The organism is Pseudomonas sp. PvP025, assembly GCF_017832155.1.
GTDB lineage: Bacteria > Pseudomonadota > Gammaproteobacteria > Pseudomonadales > Pseudomonadaceae > Aquipseudomonas.
In genome coordinates this window covers 88357-105211 of the sequence record NZ_JAFIBJ010000001.1, presented here as the reverse complement: position 1 = coordinate 105211, position 16855 = coordinate 88357, and the positions used below count along the sequence as shown (strand labels likewise).

The following is a 16855-nucleotide window of genomic DNA, read 5'->3' as shown; positions in this document are numbered from 1 at the left end:
TGCCCCAGCTTCATGCCCTGGCATCGACCGGCAAGGGCAGATGATAAATGAACCGTGGAAAACACGTGAGGGAACATCCTGACCCCGGGCTAGCTCTCCAGTGACCGGTCCAGCTCAAGGAGCACATCCTGCAGGTGCTGTCGCATGTCCGACACCTGTGCTGTCGCCTGCGAGAGTCGTCCGGCCTTCTGGTCGACCTGCAGATTTCGCTGGTGCAATTGCGTTTCGCGCTGCTCCAGGTCAAGGCTTTTTTCATCATGGGCGGCCTGCGCCTGCTGCAATCGAGCTTCCCATTGCTCAAGCATCTGTTCTCGTTCGACAACTGCAAGCTGCTTTTGCGCCAGCTCCTGAGCGACCTTGGCCAGATTGGTCAGCGTATTGTCCACCTCAACCAGCGTGGCATGTTCCGTCTGTGCCGCAGGGTGGCGCGATGCCGACTCATCTGGCTCAAATTGAGTGACCGCTGTGGGCTCAACCCGGGTCGGAACTTTCGCCACTGCGAGTGGAGCCTGCAACGACGCGTTAACAGCCGGCTCGCTCACCTGCTCTGCTGCTTGCCTTGACGGCTTGGCGATTCTGGGAGGCGAGACCATTTGCGACGAGAAGCGAATGGACGGCACGATCAACGTAGCACTTTCGATCGCCGGCAACACGGGTGCAGAGATGCCCAAGGTAATGACCTTCATCACCAGAGCCTTCTTGATGATCATCGAGTGATGATCCTCGGGCCTGGCGGGAGGCAACTTGCAACCTTTCATATCAATGAAATGATACGGGACCGCAGCCTCGGCAGAGCCCGTCCTGCTAGAGGAAGCCGCTGCCGCCATCAGAATTTGTTTGAACGCCTGCATAGCCACTTGCAGGTCTTCACTGGACTCGACGCCACTCAGAAAGTGACGATCGGCTTTTTTACGTAAAGCTGCGATATAGACTCTGGAATTACCGGGTTCCACTTCCTCATCCAGGCTATAGACCAGAAAGTTGGATTGGATCTGCGCCACGGCAAATCCACACAGGAGCGCACCGTTGACCGGAGCTCCCTGATCGCCATGTTCAAGAACAAGCGTACGTAACAGCATCATGATAATCAGGCCTCACTGAAAAAGAGCAAACCTTATATAAATAAAACACCAGACAGACATCCGGCCATTGACAAGCCAACGTCAATTTATTGTTTCAGTTAGCCAGGCAGCCGAGCGTAGGACTTATCTTATTGATCCACCCCTACGTTCCCAAGCATCAGGTTTAAACGTACCCTTTTTCAGGCGCTGAACGATGCCTGCACGGCATTACCTACATTAGGTTCTGTAAAAATACTCGGTAAGAAAATGCTCGAGATAGACGGTATTACAAAGTACTTGGGCAAAAGAAAACTTATCCATAATCTCTCGTTTTCCGCTCAACGCCAGGAATGCATTGGCCTGTTCGGGAGCAGCGGTGCGGGAAAGACGACACTGTTGAATTTGATCGCCGGCTTATCGAATCTGTCGGGCGGACGAATCAGCGTTGCAGGTTTCAATACTCAAACCCACCCGTATCAAGCTCAGGAAGCCCTCGGCTATCAACTCCAGGGTGGCCTCAATCATCACCGTATGTCAGTCAAAAGCGTCCTCAACTTCATTGCTGCCCTTCGAGGGTTCAGCGGCTCCGAAAAGCGCGAGCGGATAAATAATACCGCCACGCGCCTGGAATTATTCCCGGTGATGGACGCTCCCCTGGCCGTGCTGTCCACGCAATGGAAGCGCAAGGTCGCAATCGCCCAGGCCATCCTGCACACACCTCGCCTTTTGCTGCTGGACGAGCCGACTGAGGGCATGTCACCAGACCAACTGCTCCCATTCAAAATGCTCATCAAATCCTTGAGCGACGAGATGACCATCATCATTGCCTCTCGCCGCTGCGACGAACTGTCCACCCTCTGCGCGCGCGCGCTGGTTATGGCAGACGGCCAACTAGTGGCTGACACGCCGCTGCCCGAGTTGCAGCGCAACTCCCGGCATCACCATGCGGTAACCCTGGCTGCGCAAGCACCGCTGGATTTACTGGCGCTCGCCGTTTTACCCGGTGTTGCGGGCATCGAAGAGGACCTCCATGCGCCCGGTACGGTGACCGTTCTCGCCCTGCCGGGGCAAACCATTTATCCCCATATCAACGCCCTCATTGTCAGCCGCGGCTGGAATATAACCTCGCTAAGCCTGGAGCAGGGTCGCCTGAATGATGTCATTCACAACCTTAGTCAGGAGGTGCGTCCTTGAAACGGCTTCCGGTTATTTTTACGCATCAGCTCACCCGGTATGCGTGCTCGCCCAGCACTTACCTGAGTGCAGCGGTTTTTTTGGTGCTGTGCGCGGGACTGGGGTTGCAGTTGGGTCAGTGGCTTGAGCGGGACAGCAGCGACTTGCAGGCTTTTTTCCAGTTTCATCCCTGGCTGTACCTGCTGCTGATTCCAGCGTTATCGATCCAGCTATGGTCGGATGAGCACGACGTGGGCTTTCGCACGCTGATAAAAACCCTGCCCATTACCCCATTCGAGTGTGTGTTCGGCAAATTCCTGGCCGCCTGGTTCGTCTGCGCGATTGTTCTGATGCTGATGCTGCCCATCGTGCTCATCGCCAATCACCTGGGCGAGGCGGACAACAGCGTAATCCGCTCACAATTTCTGTCGAGCTGGTTACTGGCCGGGAGTTATTTATCCGCAGCGTGTTTCATCTGTACGTTGATCCGCCAACAGGTCGTTATTTTCCTGTTAACCATAGGCTTACTGCTCACTGTCAGCGGACTGTATTCGGTCATTGAGGCGCTTGACCATCAAATGCCGATTTGGGTCATTGACAGTTTAATCTCCCTAGATCCGCTCTCACGCTTTGACACTATTGATAATGGGAAACTGACACTGAGTGACAGTTTATTCTTCATTAGCATGATCCTTGCCTTTCTATCGGCATCTACGGTCACGCTCAATTATAAAAGCCGTTGAGAAGCGAAATACCGTATGCGATCCGCTCTTCTTCCGGGTATGACGCTAATCGTCATATCATTGCTGTTCCTGGCATTTAACCTGGTGTGGATCAAACACATCCCCGACATCCGCTGGGACGCCTCTCAACAAAAAGTCCACACCTTATCGCTACCCGCACGGCAGTTACTCGCCACACTGGAAAGCCCGCTCGACCTGTATTATTTCAACTCAAGAAATGACCCGAGAAGAAGCCAGGTGTTAAACCGTTATGGCGAACGTGTGGAGGACCTGCTCAAGCAGTACGAAAAGGCGGCGAAAGGCATGCTCAACCTGCACATCATTGACCCGGCGCCCTATTCGGAAGACGCCTACAAAGCCGCGCTGTACGGCCTTGACGACCAACACGGTTTTCTCGGCCTCATAGGCGCCCGCGCAGGCATCGGCACTCAGCGTATCAGTGCATTCAACCCTGATCATGAAGCATTGCTTGAATATGAAATCGGCCATTTGATCCACACATTGACGCGTTCCGAGCCGCCGACCGTTGGTGTGCTGTCAGGGTTTAAACTTCAAACCGCTGCCGGACAGTTGCTGGAGCAGATGCACAAGCATTTCAAGCTGGTGGAGTTGTCGCCGACTACCGGCCAGATTCCCTCCTCCATCGAGACGATGATGGTGGTGCACCCCCGTTTGCTGCCCGAGCGCGCGCTCTACGCGATTGAACAATTTGTCCTGCGGGGCGGCAAGCTGATGATTTTTGTCGATCCGTTGAGCGAGACGACACCGAGCCCGGCACCGGCAGATTCCGCACTGGACGGAATCCTTGCGGCCTGGGGCCTCCAGATGCCGAGCGAGCAGATGCTGATCGATAACGTGTCTGCCTCGTCCACCTTGTCAGGCCCGGGAACAACCACGGTACAACAGGCCGCCCGCTTGAACGTGCTCCGCCAGGGCATGAACACCCATGACATAAGCAGCTGGAATCTCAGCTCAGTGACGGTGTCGAGCAGCGGCGCACTGTCCCTTATCCGCAAAAGCCATACGACGTTGACACCGCTGCTGCAGAGCTCCAGGCGCTCAATAATGCTGGATACCAGGCGCTTCGCTGCAACGCTTGCGCTGGAATTACTCAATGACACGAATGCCCCCATGCAGTCCCATGTGATCGCTGCCCGCATCGAAGGGCCCGCCTACTCGGCATTCCCCGACGGCATCAAGGGCCTGCCCGCGGGCCTGCAGGACGCGACGCGGATCCAGGTCACAGTGATCGCGGACACCGATATGCTTACAGATACCGTCGTCAGCTCAACCGGCAACAGCAACGTGCGGTTTGTCTTGAATACGCTGGACAACCTGGCTGCACCCGCTGCACTTGCGAACATTCGCCCCCGCGCAATGAACAGCCCGACGCCACATCTGCTGGAGCAAATGCGTGAGGTCGCCGCACAAAGCTATTCCCGGAATGCCGGCGAACTCGAGCGAAGGTTCGCGCGCACGGAGCAGGCATGGCAACAGCTGAGTCCGCGCAACACGGGTGTTGTCACCCAAGCGGTGGACACCAGTGTCCAACTGCAGGCACTCAATAAAGAACGCCTGCGCCTGCCCATTGAAATGCACGCTTTGAAAGTCGAGGCCTACGCGAAGGTCCTGCGATTGAAGCGAGAGTTGGTATTGCTCATGGTCCTGGCGATACCGTTGCCGCTATGCCTGATTGCCTGGGCACTCGCGCTGCACCAGCGCCGACGCCGTTCAGCGCACGCGGCCGCCGCTTACTGATCAGTCAACGACGCGCAATCAACCCTTGCCGGGCAATACGCGTCAATTGGCGAATCACTTCAGGGGCGTCGTCGGCACTGGGTGCCTGGATAACCGCCAGGTCAAAGCTGTTGTTCGCAAAACGCGAGAGGGGATCGCCGTCTTCCACAAACTGGATAAGGAACGCCGAAGGCCGCCCCGTGCGACGCGGCCAGCCGTCCAGGTAACGAAGGAGTGTTGGCTGATGCTTGCCGCCGAGGAGAATTTTCGGATTGCGCTGGGTCAGGTCCGCAGTAATGGGAGCCAGATGTATCAGGGGGCGTAGTGCATTCATCGTGTCGTGTCTCTGCCTCAAAAGTCTGCGGGCAGGTGAGAGGCAACACCGAACCAGCGCTTTAGCGGTATTTCGAACCCTGCCTGCTGACGAGCGCAAAGTTCTGTCGGACTGCATTCAGTCCCGTGGCGCCCCGCAATTAGCTGTTTAAATCGGCGCATGAGCAGCATCCTAGAGAAGCCGGTAGGGCAGTGTCAAGAATCCCGAGCAACGAAAAAGCCCGCACGTGGCGGGCCTTTTGAAAGGGCTAAAGCAGGCCTCAGCGGATGATGGCGCGGTCAGCGGACAGCCTGCCCGCTCCTTCCAGCAACACCGCCAACGCGCCGCCAAGCAAGGCCAGGGCAAACTCATAACCGTTGTTGGCCATGAACAGGCCGTTATGGATGTGCACCGAGAAAATCGCCACCAGCGTCAGCACGCTCAGGCCCAAGGCTGCAGGACGTGCCAGCAGGCCGATGATCAGCGCCAGGCCGCCAAAAAACTCGGTGCCGCCCGACAGGAGGGCCATCAGCGTGCCGGGTGCCAGGCCGACGCTTTCCATGAACTGCGCGGTACCCGCCAGGCCACCGCCGCCAAACCAGCCGAAGAGTTTCTGCGAACCATGCGCCGCGAAGATGACGCCGACAAAGATGCGCAGAATCGTCAGGCCGTAGCCGGCGCGAGTGGACAGAATGCGTGTGATCAATGGGCTCATGGGTGTGAATCCTTTTGTGGGTAGAAGAGGGTTGGCCGCTATATTAATCAGATTAACCAATGATAAAAGCCGAAAAAATGCTTTATCAACATCTATAAAATCGATTATTTACGCGAGGCGACTTTCGGCGTCCGCGGCTCCAGCGACTCTCTCTCCCGATCGAACGCCAGGTAATACTTGTTGACGCTATTCACATAGCTCACGCCGCCCATCCCCACTTGCTCCATGGCAATGCGTTCAACCTGAAAAAACCACTGGTTGGGGTTCAATCCACGGCGTTTCGCCTCGGTGCGCATGCCCTGCACCCGCTCCGGGCCCATGTTGTAGGCCGCCAGCACAAAGGCCATGCGCTCACGCTCGTTGAGCTTGGGGCTGGAGAAGAATTTGCGGCGGATCATCGCCAGGTAACGCGCGCCCGCCTGCACATTGCTATCGAGCGTCTCGATATTATTCACGCCCACCCGCTGCGCAGCCGACGGTGTGATCTGCATCAGGCCGGTGGGGCCGCCGCTGTTGCGCGCGCCCGGATCCAGCGCCGACTCCTTGAACGCCAGCGCGGCAAGGTTCAACCAGTCCATGCCTTGCTCGCGCGCATGCTTTTGCAGGACCGGACGCAGTTTCTCCAGCCGTTGGCGGTCGGCACGCGCCAGTGGATTACGCACCTGGTAGAGCCGACGATAGATGCGCTGGAACGCCACGTCCTGGTCGGCCGGGGTTCGGTAGGTCTTGAGAAAGCGGTCAATGCTGGCGCGCAGCATGGATGCATCCTGACGGACGAACCAGTACTCGTCACCGGGCTCACTGATCACCACCTGCCTGTCGAAACGCAACCGGGGCAGGATCTTCGACCAGCGTTCGGCAATCGGTTTTTCCACGATGGTCAGGTGGAAGATCCCGGCCTGAACCATCTCCAGTACATCCTCCACGGCCAGGCTCGGATCGACCCATTCCACCTTGATCGGCGCCTGCTTGTGCAGGGCCAGCTTCTGGTTGACCTGGCTGATCGCGTCCGCTGCCGCGCTGCCGGTGGTGAGCGTCAAGGTGCGGCCGGACAACTGCTCAAGCCGGGTAAAGCGTCGTTCGCCCTTGACCCCGACCAGCCACAACGGCACATCACTGGCAATCGGGTCGCTGGTACTGATCTTGTGTGCGGCCTTCATGTCCAGCAGTTCGCCGGGCGCCACCAGATCGCCTTCGCCACGGGCCAGCGCGCCGAGCAGTTGGTCCTTGGCCTTGGGAATGATCTTGAGGTTGATTTCCTGGCCATCACGGGCGTGGCCATTGAGGTATTGCTCGAAGGCGCGCAGGCGATGATATTCGACGCCAATGGCCTGCCCCTGTACCTCGCCGGAGCTGTTACGACTCTGATTGACCAGCACGCGCAGGGTGCGACTGGAACGAATTTGCGCGAGGTCTCGCACCTTGCCGGGCTTGACCACTTCCACCGGCCCGTCCAGACGCGCCACCGCCGCCAGGGGCAGCAGCAGCGTGAGACACATCACAAGCATTGCCGAGGGTCGGATCATCCGCTCTCCGGAAAGAATACTGGCCAGCGCCCGTGCGAAAAACGCGGCGCTGGAGGTCAGAAACAGAGCGCTTTATGCGCAGGCTTTGCACGCAATGGCGGCAGCATGAAAGGCGCCCGGCCTATCACAATGTCGCGAGTGACGTTCAAAGACAGCTATAACCTGTTGTAGTTCTTAGATTTTCTTATAAATCTACAGCTCTGATATGCTTTCCGGCCGAAGGCGGAGATAGCACCATGCAACTCATTGATATCGGCGTCAACCTGACCAACCCCAGTTTCGACGGGAAGCATCAGGCCGTTCTCGAGCGTGCCTACGCCGCAGGCGTGCAGCAACTGGTGCTGACGGGCACCAGCGTCGACGGCAGCGAACAGGCGCTGGACCTGTGCGAGAAACTCGACGAAAGCGGACAATGCCTGTTCAGCACCGCTGGCCTGCACCCTCACTCCGCCAACGACTGGAACGGCGACAGCGCCCAGCGTTTGCGCGGGTTGCTCGGCCAACCACGCGTGCGCGCCGTGGGAGAATGCGGGCTCGACTTCAACCGGGACTTCTCCCCTCGCCCACAGCAGGAAAAAGTTCTCGAGGAACACCTGGCCCTGGCCATAGAGCTGAAACTGCCAGTGTTCCTGCACGAGCGCGACGCCAACGTACGCCTGCTGGAGATTCTCAAGGATTACCGTGATCACCTGACTGCTGCCGTGGTGCATTGTTTCACCGGCGAACAGGCAGCGCTGTTCAGCTACCTGGACCTCGACTTGCACATTGGCATCACCGGCTGGATCTGCGACGAACGCCGTGGGACGCACCTGCATCCGCTGGTCAGGGAAATTCCCCGTGGACGTCTGATGCTGGAAAGCGACGCGCCCTACCTGCTGCCGCGCAGCCTGCGCCCCAAGCCAAAAAACGGGCGCAATGAACCGGCCTATCTGCCAGAGGTGCTGCGCGAAGTCGCCCTACACCGCAACGAAAGCGCCGAAGACCTGGCCCGACACAGCACCGCCTGCGCCCGCGCCTTTTTCGGATTACCTGTCGTGGCGTGATACGGCGCATTGACCCATATCAACAAAGACGTTCCTGAGTAGCGGCACAATAATGGCACCTTGCCAATGCTGTTTCCGCTATCAGAGAAAACCTTCCATGGGTGCCTGGCTTAGCAATATCTCGCTGAAATACAAATTCTGGGCGGTCAACGCGGTCGCCTTCATCACCACCCTGCTGCTGGTGCTGTATGCCGTGCAGTTGGAGCAACAGGCGCGCAGCCAAGCGTCCCAGGCTTCGGCGCAGGCGCAAGGACGCTTGCTCAGCGCCTGGCCTGCCGATAAGCCGCTGCCTTCCGGCGAGTCATGGCTGACGTTTACCGACGATCAAATCCCACAGGATCTGTCAGCCTTGAAAGGCGCCAGCGGCTGGGTCGAACTGAAACACGAACCGTTGTTCGGCGAAAATCCGCTGACAGGCGCTGAAGTGATCAACCGCGCCAATGGCCAACACATAGCCATTTTGGCGTATGCACCCAGCCTGAGTCAGGTGCTGGGCGAACGCTTCACCCGCTACGCGGCGGCCGTGGCGATTCTGATGCTGGCCATGCTCGGCGCCTCGCAACTGTTGATCCGCTTCCTGCTCAGCCAGCTCAACACCCTCAAGGACATCATGTTGCACGTGGAGAAAACCGGCGACCTGTCGGCCCGTGTGCCGCTGGCGTGCAAGGACGAAGTCGGGCAGATGGCCAGTGCCTTTAACGCCATGCAGGCGGGCTATCAACGGGTGGTGAACACCGTCGCGCAGACTGCTCGGCAACTGGACGAAGGCGCCGCGCAACTGGCCAGCAGCATGAATGAAGTGCAGCATGGCATGCTCGGTCAGCAAAGCGAAACCGACCAGGCCGCCACCGCGATCAATGAAATGACGGCCACCGTTCACCATATCGCCCAGCACGCCGGCGCCACTCGCGACCTCTCGCAGACTGCCGACACCCTGGCCGGCAGCGGCCAGGCCGTGGTCACCCGCGTGCAGCATTCGATTGCAGGGCTGTCCACCGGCGTACAACAGACCGCCGAAATGATCCAGAAACTTGCCGAAGACAGTCACAAGATCAACAGCGTGGTCGGCGTCATTCACAGCATCGCCGAACAAACCAACCTGCTGGCGCTGAATGCCGCCATCGAAGCCGCCCGCGCCGGAGAAATGGGCCGTGGCTTTGCCGTGGTCGCCGACGAAGTGCGCAACCTGGCCAAACGCGTGCAAAGCTCCACGGACGAAATCACCCGCATGGTATCAGCCCTGCAAGCCGGCACCCGCGACGCGGTGGACTTCATGCAGGAAAGCTCGTTCAAGGCCGACGACTGCGTACAGCAAGCCCAGGAAGCCGGTGCCGCACTGGCCGACATCACCCGCGCCGTGGCGCAGATGCGCGAGAGCAACACCCAGATCGCCGTCGCCGCCGAGCAGCAAAGCCACGTCGCCGAAGAAATGAACCGTGCAGTGGTGAGCATTCGCGATGTGACCGAAAACACCGTACGGCAGACGGTGGGTTCGGCCACGACCAGCAGTGAGCTGGCGACGCTGGCGGGAGAGCTGAGCATGGCGATTGGGCAACTGAAGCTGTAGGGCTGTTCACCCCGTAATCCGGTTCCTACAACCGGGCCTCAGTTACCTTGAAGCTTTGGCGAAATTTCCTAGCTACCCCCGCGAATAAGGCCGACTTCTTTTATCTTCCAACCTCTGCAAAGTCCTTCGCCTGATCACACAGTGCGAGGGATTGCAGATGGAGTTGCTGGCTAAGGCCCCCGATTGCGGGGCTGCTTCATGATTCCGGTCATTGCCAAGCTGGTGCTGACGCCAATGGATGCCAAGGCACCGGACGTCGAAAGCGTTTTTCGTGATTTTCGCGATTGCCTGAACACCTTCGACGCATGGGCCGAGAGCTTCTGGAGCGGCTCGGCGCTGGCGCTTGAACAGATCTTCAAGGTCGGCGACGACATCACGCTGAGTGCACCGCTGTCTTCGCGCACGCCAAGCGCTGTTGTCGCGACCTGCCCCGCCCAGGGTTCGCTGACCCTGGTGCATCTGTTCGAAAGCACTCGCTTCGTGCCCATCGGCGATACGCCGGTGAGGGTGCAGGCCATCGCCCCGGATGGCAGCGCTGTGGGCGCCCCGCTCCATCGCACGATAGATGCCAGCGGCAGGCTTGAAATCCCGGAATGCACCCGCGGCCAGCCGTATCAAATTACCTTCTACCCCAATGTTTCCAAAGACCACATCAAGGCGCTGTATGCCTCTTATCAGTCGCTGACCGCCGGGCTGGAAACTCGCCTGCGCGAGGAATGGAAAGACACCTTCCAAGCGCAGTGGACTGAGTTCGCCAAAGTCCCACCCTTAAAGCGCAGCGCCCTGCAGGGCGCCGCCTTCGCGGGCGGTTTGGCCAAAGCCCTCTACAACCTGTGGGACAACATCACGCAGCTGTACGACCTGATCGCCAACCTCAAGGCCAACAGCGAGCAGTTATTGCGCTATGTCTCCCAAAGCGAGCTGGATGAGCTGCTCACACTGGGCAAGGACGCCATCGCCCACGGCCTGCTGGTGCTCAGTGATGAGCCGCTGCTGTTTATCTACCTGTCGGCGATGACCAGCTGGATCCGCCTGCTGCCGCCACCGCAGATGGTTGAGCTGGTGGGCGAAATCACCGGCGAGGTGCTGATCAATCTGTTGCTGATCTGGGCCACGCGGGGCATGGGCGTGAAGATTCGCCTGGGCGTGCAGGTGGTGGGTCATATCAAGTCCGGGCGGGTACGCCGCTGGCTGGAGATGCTCGCCGAGCAGTTGGCGCAGCCGGGGTTGGCGCGGCATGTTGAGGCGGCCAAGCCGTTGCTGCTGGGGAGCGCGGCCACGCCGATCAAGACGGTGGCGCCGCTGAAGGTGGGCGAGGAGCTGGTGCCGAACGCCGTGCCGGCAGTGCGCAGCAAGCAGCAGCGCACCGCACTCGTGCACGAATCGCCCGTGGATGACGTGCCGGTTTCGGCGAAAAACCCGGCGGGGGATGCGTCTGCTTCTTCCGATAAAACCGTGACCAACGGCTGCCCGGTGTCGATGGTCACCGGCGAGGAATTGCTCACCCTCACCGACGGCACGCTGGACGGGATTTTGCCGTTTGAGTGGACGCGCGTTTATCGCACCAGTGCCGTGGAAATCGACGTTGGGCTGGGGTTTGGCTGGAGTCACGCCCTGGCGCAGCGGCTGGTGGTGTCCGGCGATTCGGTGGTGTGGACCGACCATGAGAATCGTTCGACCGAGTTTCCGCTGCCGACCGCTTCGCGACCGGCGATCACCAACAGCCTGGCCGAAGCAGCGATCTTCCTGGGCGATTTACCGGATGAACTGGTGCTGGCCCAGGCGTCGCGGTTTTATCACTTTCGTGATGGCGTGCTGGTGTCGATCAGCGATGCGTATGACAACCGGCTGCGCATTTCCCGCGATGTGCTGGGGCGCATTGAACGGCTGGACAACGGCGCCGGGCGCTCGCTGTGGTTGCGTTATGCGCAGGGCCGGATTGGCGCGGTGGACTATCAGGTGCATCGCGCCAAGGGGCGTGAGCCTTACGAGTGGGTCACTGAGCAGACGGTTGTGTCCTACGCCTACGACGACACAGGCCGACTGGTGTCGGCGACCAATGCCGTAGGTGAATGCGAGACTTATCGGTACGACGAACAGCACGTGATTCTGGAGCGTGGGCTGGCCGGTGGGGCGAGTTTCTTCTGGGCGTGGGAACGTTCCGGCAAGGCGGCGCGCTGTGTACGGCACTGGGCCAGTTTTACGCAAATGGATACGCGCTATGTGTGGGGTGATGACGGACGCGTCACCGTGCATAACGCCGATGGCAGTCAGGAAGTGTATGTGCATGACCCGCGGGCGCGGCTGGTGCAACGGGTTGATCCGGATGGCGCTCAACACTTCAAATCCTACGATGAAAAAGGCCGGCTGACGGTTGAGCAGGACCCGCTGGGCGCGGTGACGGCGTACCAGTACGACGACGCTGGGCGCTTGGTGGCGCTGTTTCCGGGGGACGATGAGCCGACGTCCTACGAGCATGACAACGGGTTCGTACGGGTGGTGCGCCGGGGTGAGGCGGTTTGGAAGTACGAGCGCAACGAGCAAGGCGACATAACGCGTAAGACTGATCCAGACGGCCATGTCACCGACTACAGCTACAACAAACACGGGCAACTGATTGGCGTCTGGTATCCCGATCACAGTTGCCAACGGCTGGTGTGGAATGAGCGCGGGCAACTGCTTGAGGAACAGTTGCCCAATGGCGGGATCAAGCGCTATCGCTATGACGACCTGGGACGGGAGGTTGCCCGCGAGGATGAGCATGGGGCGCTGACCCAATGCCAATGGGACAGCGTCGGTCGGTTGGTTCGTCTGGTATTGCCGGGCGGTGCGTGTCGCGAATACAGCTACAACGCCTACGGAAAAATCACCGCCGAACGCGATGAACTGGGGAACGTCACCCGCTACGAGTATGCCGACGGGCTGCACCTGATCAGTCGACGGCTCAATGCCGACGGCACGCAGGTCCAGTACCGCTACGACAATACTCGGTTGCTGCTGACCGAGATTGAAAACGAGGTGGGCGAGACCTACCGGCTTGCCTACCATCCCAACGGCCTGATCGAGCAGGAAATCGGCTTTGACGGCCAGCGCACCGCTTACGTTTATGACCTCAACGGCAATCTGCAGGAAAAGACTGAACATGGCGACGATGGCAGTCAGTTGGTTACCCGCTACGCGCGCGACCACGCCGGACGTCTTGTCAGAAAAACCCTGCCCGATGGCGCCCTTGTTGACTATGCCTACGACCGCCAGGGCAATCTCCTCAGCGTCGTAGACGGTCACTGGGCGCTGGCCTACGAATACGATCGACAAAACCGCCTGACCGCCGAGCATCAAGGCTGGGGCACCTTGCGTTATGGCTATGACGCCTGCGGTCAACTGCAGCGCCTGCGCCTGCCGGATAACAACCGCATTACGTTTAACCACGATAAAGGCGGCCACCTCGGCACCGTCGAACTCAACGGCACGCTGCTGACGTCCCACTTGTTCAGTCACGGCCGCGAACGCCAGCGCCAGCAAGGCGACCTACTCAGCCACTACCACTACGACGACCAGAACCGCCTGCACGCCCACGCCATCACTCAACAGGAAAACCGCCACTACCGCCGCCAATACGACTACGACAAATCCGGCAACCTCGCCCGCATTCTCGATACGCGCAAAGGCGAACACCGCTACGCCTACGACCCGCTCCACCGTCTGACCCGCGCCGATCACTCGCAGGACTTACAGGAACGCTTCGGCCACAACCCAGCCGGCAACCTGCTGATGCACGACCGCCCCGGCCCGGACATCGTCGCCGGCAATCGCCTGATGATCCAGGGCGACCGGCATTACGACTACGACGCCTTCGGCAACCTGATCCGCGAACGCCGAGGCAAAGGCCACGCACTGGTCACCGAATACCGCTACGACTGTCAGCATCGGCTGATCGCCGTCAAAAAACCCAACGGCCAAACCGCCCACTACCGCTACGACCCCTTTGGCCGCCGCATCAGCAAAACCGTCGATGACAAAACCACCGAGTTCTTCTGGCAAGGCGACAAACTGATCGCCGAACACCACGCCGACCGCCACCGCAGCTACCTCTACGAACCCGACAGCTTCCGGCCTTTAGCCCTGCTGGAAGGCTTCGGTCCCAGCGCCACCCAGCCCTACCACTACCAACTCGACCACCTCGGCACCCCACAGGAACTCACCGCCGCAGACGGCGAAATCGTCTGGTCCGCGCACTACCGCGCCTACGGCCACATCAGCCGCCTCGACGTCGGAAAAGTCGACAACCCGCTGCGCTTTCAAGGTCAATACTTCGACGAAGAAAGCGGCCTGCACTACAACCGTCATCGCTACTACAATCCGGATGTTGGGCGCTATCTGACGCCGGACCCGGTGAAGCTGGCGGGCGGGATCAATGCGTACCAGTATGTGCCCAATCCTACGGGTTGGGTCGATCCACTGGGGCTGAACACTTGTCCTAGTGAAGACGACTGTAAGCCAAAGCTAGACGCTAATGATCCAATTAAGGCAGTGCGAGTTGATGAAGGTGATACCGAGTTACCAAAAACAGGAGGCGCACAGCGAGCAGCTCGATATTCTGCGAACTGGCAAACAGCGGATCTAAACGAAAATGTAATCAAATTCGCCGGTTCCGACTCAATAGTAACCACTACGAGCAAAGGCAAAAAGATATACAAAAACCCTGAAAGTGGTATTGAAGTAGTTGAGGACTTGAATGGAGCCTACTTTAGGATCTACGATCCGTCATTATCAGGTTCGAGGCGCTACCTGAGTTTGGCGGGGACAGTACCAAACAACAAAATCTCCCCTTCAGGAAAGCAAATGGGCAGGACACAAGCTGAGTACAATGAGGTCACACACTTTAAAAAAGGAAGAGAGCAGTGAAATTAATTTGCACCCCACTTTCTAAAAAAGCGATGTCTCTACTAGACGTTGATGCCTGCCCATCAACCCTGTTGGAACGTTTACTCCTTACAAACTCTGACTATCTGCAATTGGAAAAATCGGGATTATTCAACATTATCAACACATCTCTTAAAAAAAACATTGACGATTATGAAGATGAATATATTGTCGCTCACAAGGAGCTCGAACAAATGCTTGAAATACTAAAAAAGCATTCTTTACCCGAAAACCCTAAACTCCTGGAAAAACTAATCAGCATTAATGAATCAGCACTAGATAAGGAAACGGGAGTTTTTTTCTACTTCTAAGGAAACTCTGAAAAAGACTTCCTAATTTGGCAAAATCTTCGGACACCAGTCGCCGAGCTTTTCGATGATGAAACAGATGACCTTCGCCAACGCCGAATACGCCGGCAAGCACAAGCAGCCCCGTAAGGAATTGTTCCTGATCGAGATGAATCAGGTGGTGCCCTGGAAGGGTTTGATTGCCCTGAATGAGCCCTATTATCCAAAAGGCGAAGGTGGCCGTACGGCCTACCCACTGATGGCGATGCTGCGTGCTCATCTGATGCAGAACTGGTTCGGCTACAGCGATCCGGCGATGGAAGAAGCGCTGTATGAGACGACCATCCTGCGTCAGTTTTCAGGCCTGAGCCTGGAGCGTATTCCAGACGAAACCACCCTTCTCAACTTCCGTCGTCTGCAGGAAAAGCACGAGTTGGCGATCGGGATTCTCAGCGTAATTAATGGTTATCTGGGCGACCGTGGCTTGTCGTTGCGTCAAGGCACTATCGTCGATGCCACGCTGATTCATGAGCCCAGTTCGACCAAGAACAAAGATGGCAAACGCGACCCTGAGATGCATCAAACCAAGGAAGGTAACCAGTACTATTTCGGCGCCAAAGCTCACATCGGCGCCGACGACGAGTCAGGCCTGGTGCACAGCGTCGTGGTCACAGCGGCCAATATGGCAGACGTCACGCAGGTTGCCAAACTGCTGCACGGCGAGGAAAACGTAGTCTGCGCTGACGCAGGTTACACCGGGGTCGAGAAGCGCGAAGAACACGCTGGGCGCAAGGTCATTTGGCAGATTGCCGCTCGCCGCAGCACTTACAAAAAGCACGGAAAACGCAGTGTTTTGTACAAGTCGATCCGCAAAATCGAGAAGGCCAAGGCCTAGGTTCGCGCTAAGGTCGAGCACCCGTTTTGGGTGGTCCTCATACAGTAGAACCTAGACCACCCAGTGCAGCCATTCACTTTTTAAGTCACAGGGATCAGTTAAACGCTATCTACCGTGCACAGCTCATCTTCAAGCAGACAAATTTATCGGTATCTAAAAGACCAATGGACATGGGTAAAATTATTGGCGAAGGTTATAAAAAAGAAAACTACACATACGGAAAAACAAGAAACTCAAGAGTCTTTTTAAATGAAGATGGACAGCCTATCACTGCCTATGGTGACTTCGAATGAAATTTAAACCAGATTTACAAATCATCAAAGGTCTTCTATTCACTTATTGCATAGAAAACTCACGAGACTCTGAAAGAGAGGCGTTGATTTTTTCAAAAAACGTGAACAACGAACAAGAACTTATAAGCTTATTTGAAAGCCTTACAAAACCAGAGTTCATGAGATACAAGCCTGATGAAAGGCGCTGGCATATCGACACACTTCAATATTTTCTAGAAAAGGGAGATGACTTTGAGTCTGTATTTTATCTATTTGACACATACTTCGAAGACGAAATCTTAAACAAAAGGAAGTTTATGCTAACTTTACTCAACTGCCTAATCACTTATGATGCAGAAGCTACCGCAACAAAAACAGGCTCACTCAACACCGAATGAGCCCCCACTCACTGCTTCGAAAGCGCCATAATCATCCGATTCAAAAAATACCCCCGCGGCACCATGCTCTCCACCTCGGCATATTCCTCCGGCGTATGAATATTACCCACCCACAATCCCGAATCCATCCCCGCGAATAAGGCCGACTTCTTTTATCTTCCAACCTCTGCAAAGTCCTTCGCCTGATCACACAGTGCGAGGG

The 16855-nt window shown here is 57.5% G+C and carries 13 protein-coding genes and 1 pseudogene; 10 read left to right on the top strand and 4 right to left on the bottom strand.

Annotated features, from left to right (window positions below):
• Positions 1 to 89: 89 nt before the first annotated feature.
• Positions 90 to 1082, bottom strand: coding sequence for a hypothetical protein (locus JOE32_RS00480; protein ID WP_209980461.1), 993 nt, complete (start codon positions 1080 to 1082; stop codon positions 90 to 92).
• A 246-nt stretch (positions 1083 to 1328) separates the two neighbouring features.
• On the opposite strand from JOE32_RS00480, the gene JOE32_RS00475 reads away from it, so the two are divergent.
• From JOE32_RS00475 to JOE32_RS00465, 3 genes are read left to right on the top strand one after another with little or no spacing between them, the layout of a single operon-like run.
• On the top strand, positions 1329 to 2255 hold the full coding sequence (locus tag JOE32_RS00475) for an ABC transporter ATP-binding protein (RefSeq protein ID WP_209980459.1): 927 nt from the start codon (positions 1329 to 1331) through the stop codon (positions 2253 to 2255).
• Complete coding sequence (locus JOE32_RS00470) at positions 2252 to 2977, top strand: ABC transporter permease (RefSeq protein ID WP_209980457.1); 726 nt, start codon at positions 2252 to 2254, stop codon at positions 2975 to 2977. The genes JOE32_RS00475 and JOE32_RS00470 overlap by 4 nt, the downstream gene beginning before the upstream one ends.
• Positions 2978 to 2992: 15 nt before the next feature.
• Positions 2993 to 4735, top strand: coding sequence for a GldG family protein (locus JOE32_RS00465; RefSeq protein ID WP_209980454.1), 1743 nt, complete (start codon positions 2993 to 2995; stop codon positions 4733 to 4735).
• Positions 4736 to 4739: 4 nt separating this feature from the next.
• Here the strand turns inward: JOE32_RS00465 and JOE32_RS00460 are convergent, their stop codons facing one another.
• The 3 genes from JOE32_RS00460 to JOE32_RS00450 form a co-directional block, all read right to left on the bottom strand.
• On the bottom strand, positions 4740 to 5048 hold the full coding sequence (locus JOE32_RS00460) for a class I SAM-dependent methyltransferase (RefSeq protein ID WP_209980452.1): 309 nt from the start codon (positions 5046 to 5048) through the stop codon (positions 4740 to 4742).
• A gap of 259 nt (positions 5049 to 5307) precedes the next feature.
• Positions 5308 to 5742, bottom strand: a complete 435-nt coding sequence (locus JOE32_RS00455; RefSeq protein WP_209980450.1) for a DoxX family protein — start codon at positions 5740 to 5742, stop codon at positions 5308 to 5310.
• 104 nt (positions 5743 to 5846) lie between these two features.
• Complete coding sequence (locus tag JOE32_RS00450; protein WP_209980448.1) at positions 5847 to 7268, bottom strand: transglycosylase SLT domain-containing protein; 1422 nt, start codon at positions 7266 to 7268, stop codon at positions 5847 to 5849.
• Positions 7269 to 7504: 236 nt separating this feature from the next.
• On the opposite strand from JOE32_RS00450, the gene JOE32_RS00445 reads away from it, so the two are divergent.
• The 7 genes and pseudogenes from JOE32_RS00445 (at position 7505) to JOE32_RS00420 (ending at position 16653) form a co-directional block, all read left to right on the top strand.
• Positions 7505 to 8311 carry a TatD family hydrolase gene (locus tag JOE32_RS00445; RefSeq protein ID WP_209980446.1) on the top strand — a complete coding sequence of 269 codons (807 nt, stop codon included), beginning with the start codon at positions 7505 to 7507 and terminating at the stop codon, positions 8309 to 8311.
• A gap of 97 nt (positions 8312 to 8408) precedes the next feature.
• Entirely contained in the window at positions 8409 to 9878 is a 1470-nt protein-coding gene (locus tag JOE32_RS00440) for a methyl-accepting chemotaxis protein (RefSeq protein WP_209980444.1), read from the top strand.
• 198 nt (positions 9879 to 10076) lie between these two features.
• Positions 10077 to 14783, top strand: coding sequence for an RHS repeat-associated core domain-containing protein (locus JOE32_RS00435; RefSeq protein ID WP_209980443.1), 4707 nt, complete (start codon positions 10077 to 10079; stop codon positions 14781 to 14783).
• The gene (locus JOE32_RS00430; RefSeq protein ID WP_209980441.1) at positions 14780 to 15112 is read left to right on the top strand and encodes a hypothetical protein; all 333 of its coding nucleotides are present in this window, start codon (positions 14780 to 14782) and stop codon (positions 15110 to 15112) included. Before JOE32_RS00435 ends, JOE32_RS00430 begins: the two co-directional genes overlap by 4 nt.
• Positions 15113 to 15179: 67 nt before the next feature.
• Positions 15180 to 15980, top strand: a pseudogene (locus tag JOE32_RS00425) (IS5 family transposase); the annotation flags it as partial.
• A gap of 173 nt (positions 15981 to 16153) precedes the next feature.
• The gene (locus JOE32_RS25085) at positions 16154 to 16276 is read left to right on the top strand and encodes a hypothetical protein (RefSeq protein ID WP_280922744.1); all 123 of its coding nucleotides are present in this window, start codon (positions 16154 to 16156) and stop codon (positions 16274 to 16276) included.
• Positions 16273 to 16653: a hypothetical protein gene (locus tag JOE32_RS00420; protein ID WP_209980439.1), complete on the top strand. Its 381-nt coding sequence runs from the start codon at positions 16273 to 16275 to the stop codon at positions 16651 to 16653. The genes JOE32_RS25085 and JOE32_RS00420 overlap by 4 nt, the downstream gene beginning before the upstream one ends.
• The last annotated feature ends 202 nt before the right edge of the window (positions 16654 to 16855 follow it).

Coding starts and splice junctions, on each gene's coding strand:
- JOE32_RS00450 (WP_209980448.1), bottom strand. CDS start 7,268: ATGATCCGACCCTCGGCAATGCTTGTGATGTGTCTCACGCTGCTGCTG.
- JOE32_RS00480 (WP_209980461.1), bottom strand. CDS start 1,082: ATGATGCTGTTACGTACGCTTGTTCTTGAACATGGCGATCAGGGAGCT.
- JOE32_RS00435 (WP_209980443.1), top strand. CDS start 10,077: ATGATTCCGGTCATTGCCAAGCTGGTGCTGACGCCAATGGATGCCAAG.
- JOE32_RS00465 (WP_209980454.1), top strand. CDS start 2,993: ATGCGATCCGCTCTTCTTCCGGGTATGACGCTAATCGTCATATCATTG.
- JOE32_RS00420 (WP_209980439.1), top strand. CDS start 16,273: ATGAAATTTAAACCAGATTTACAAATCATCAAAGGTCTTCTATTCACT.
- JOE32_RS00475 (WP_209980459.1), top strand. CDS start 1,329: ATGCTCGAGATAGACGGTATTACAAAGTACTTGGGCAAAAGAAAACTT.
- JOE32_RS00440 (WP_209980444.1), top strand. CDS start 8,409: ATGGGTGCCTGGCTTAGCAATATCTCGCTGAAATACAAATTCTGGGCG.
- JOE32_RS00445 (WP_209980446.1), top strand. CDS start 7,505: ATGCAACTCATTGATATCGGCGTCAACCTGACCAACCCCAGTTTCGAC.
- JOE32_RS00455 (WP_209980450.1), bottom strand. CDS start 5,742: ATGAGCCCATTGATCACACGCATTCTGTCCACTCGCGCCGGCTACGGC.
- JOE32_RS25085 (WP_280922744.1), top strand. CDS start 16,154: ATGGGTAAAATTATTGGCGAAGGTTATAAAAAAGAAAACTACACATAC.
- JOE32_RS00460 (WP_209980452.1), bottom strand. CDS start 5,048: ATGAATGCACTACGCCCCCTGATACATCTGGCTCCCATTACTGCGGAC.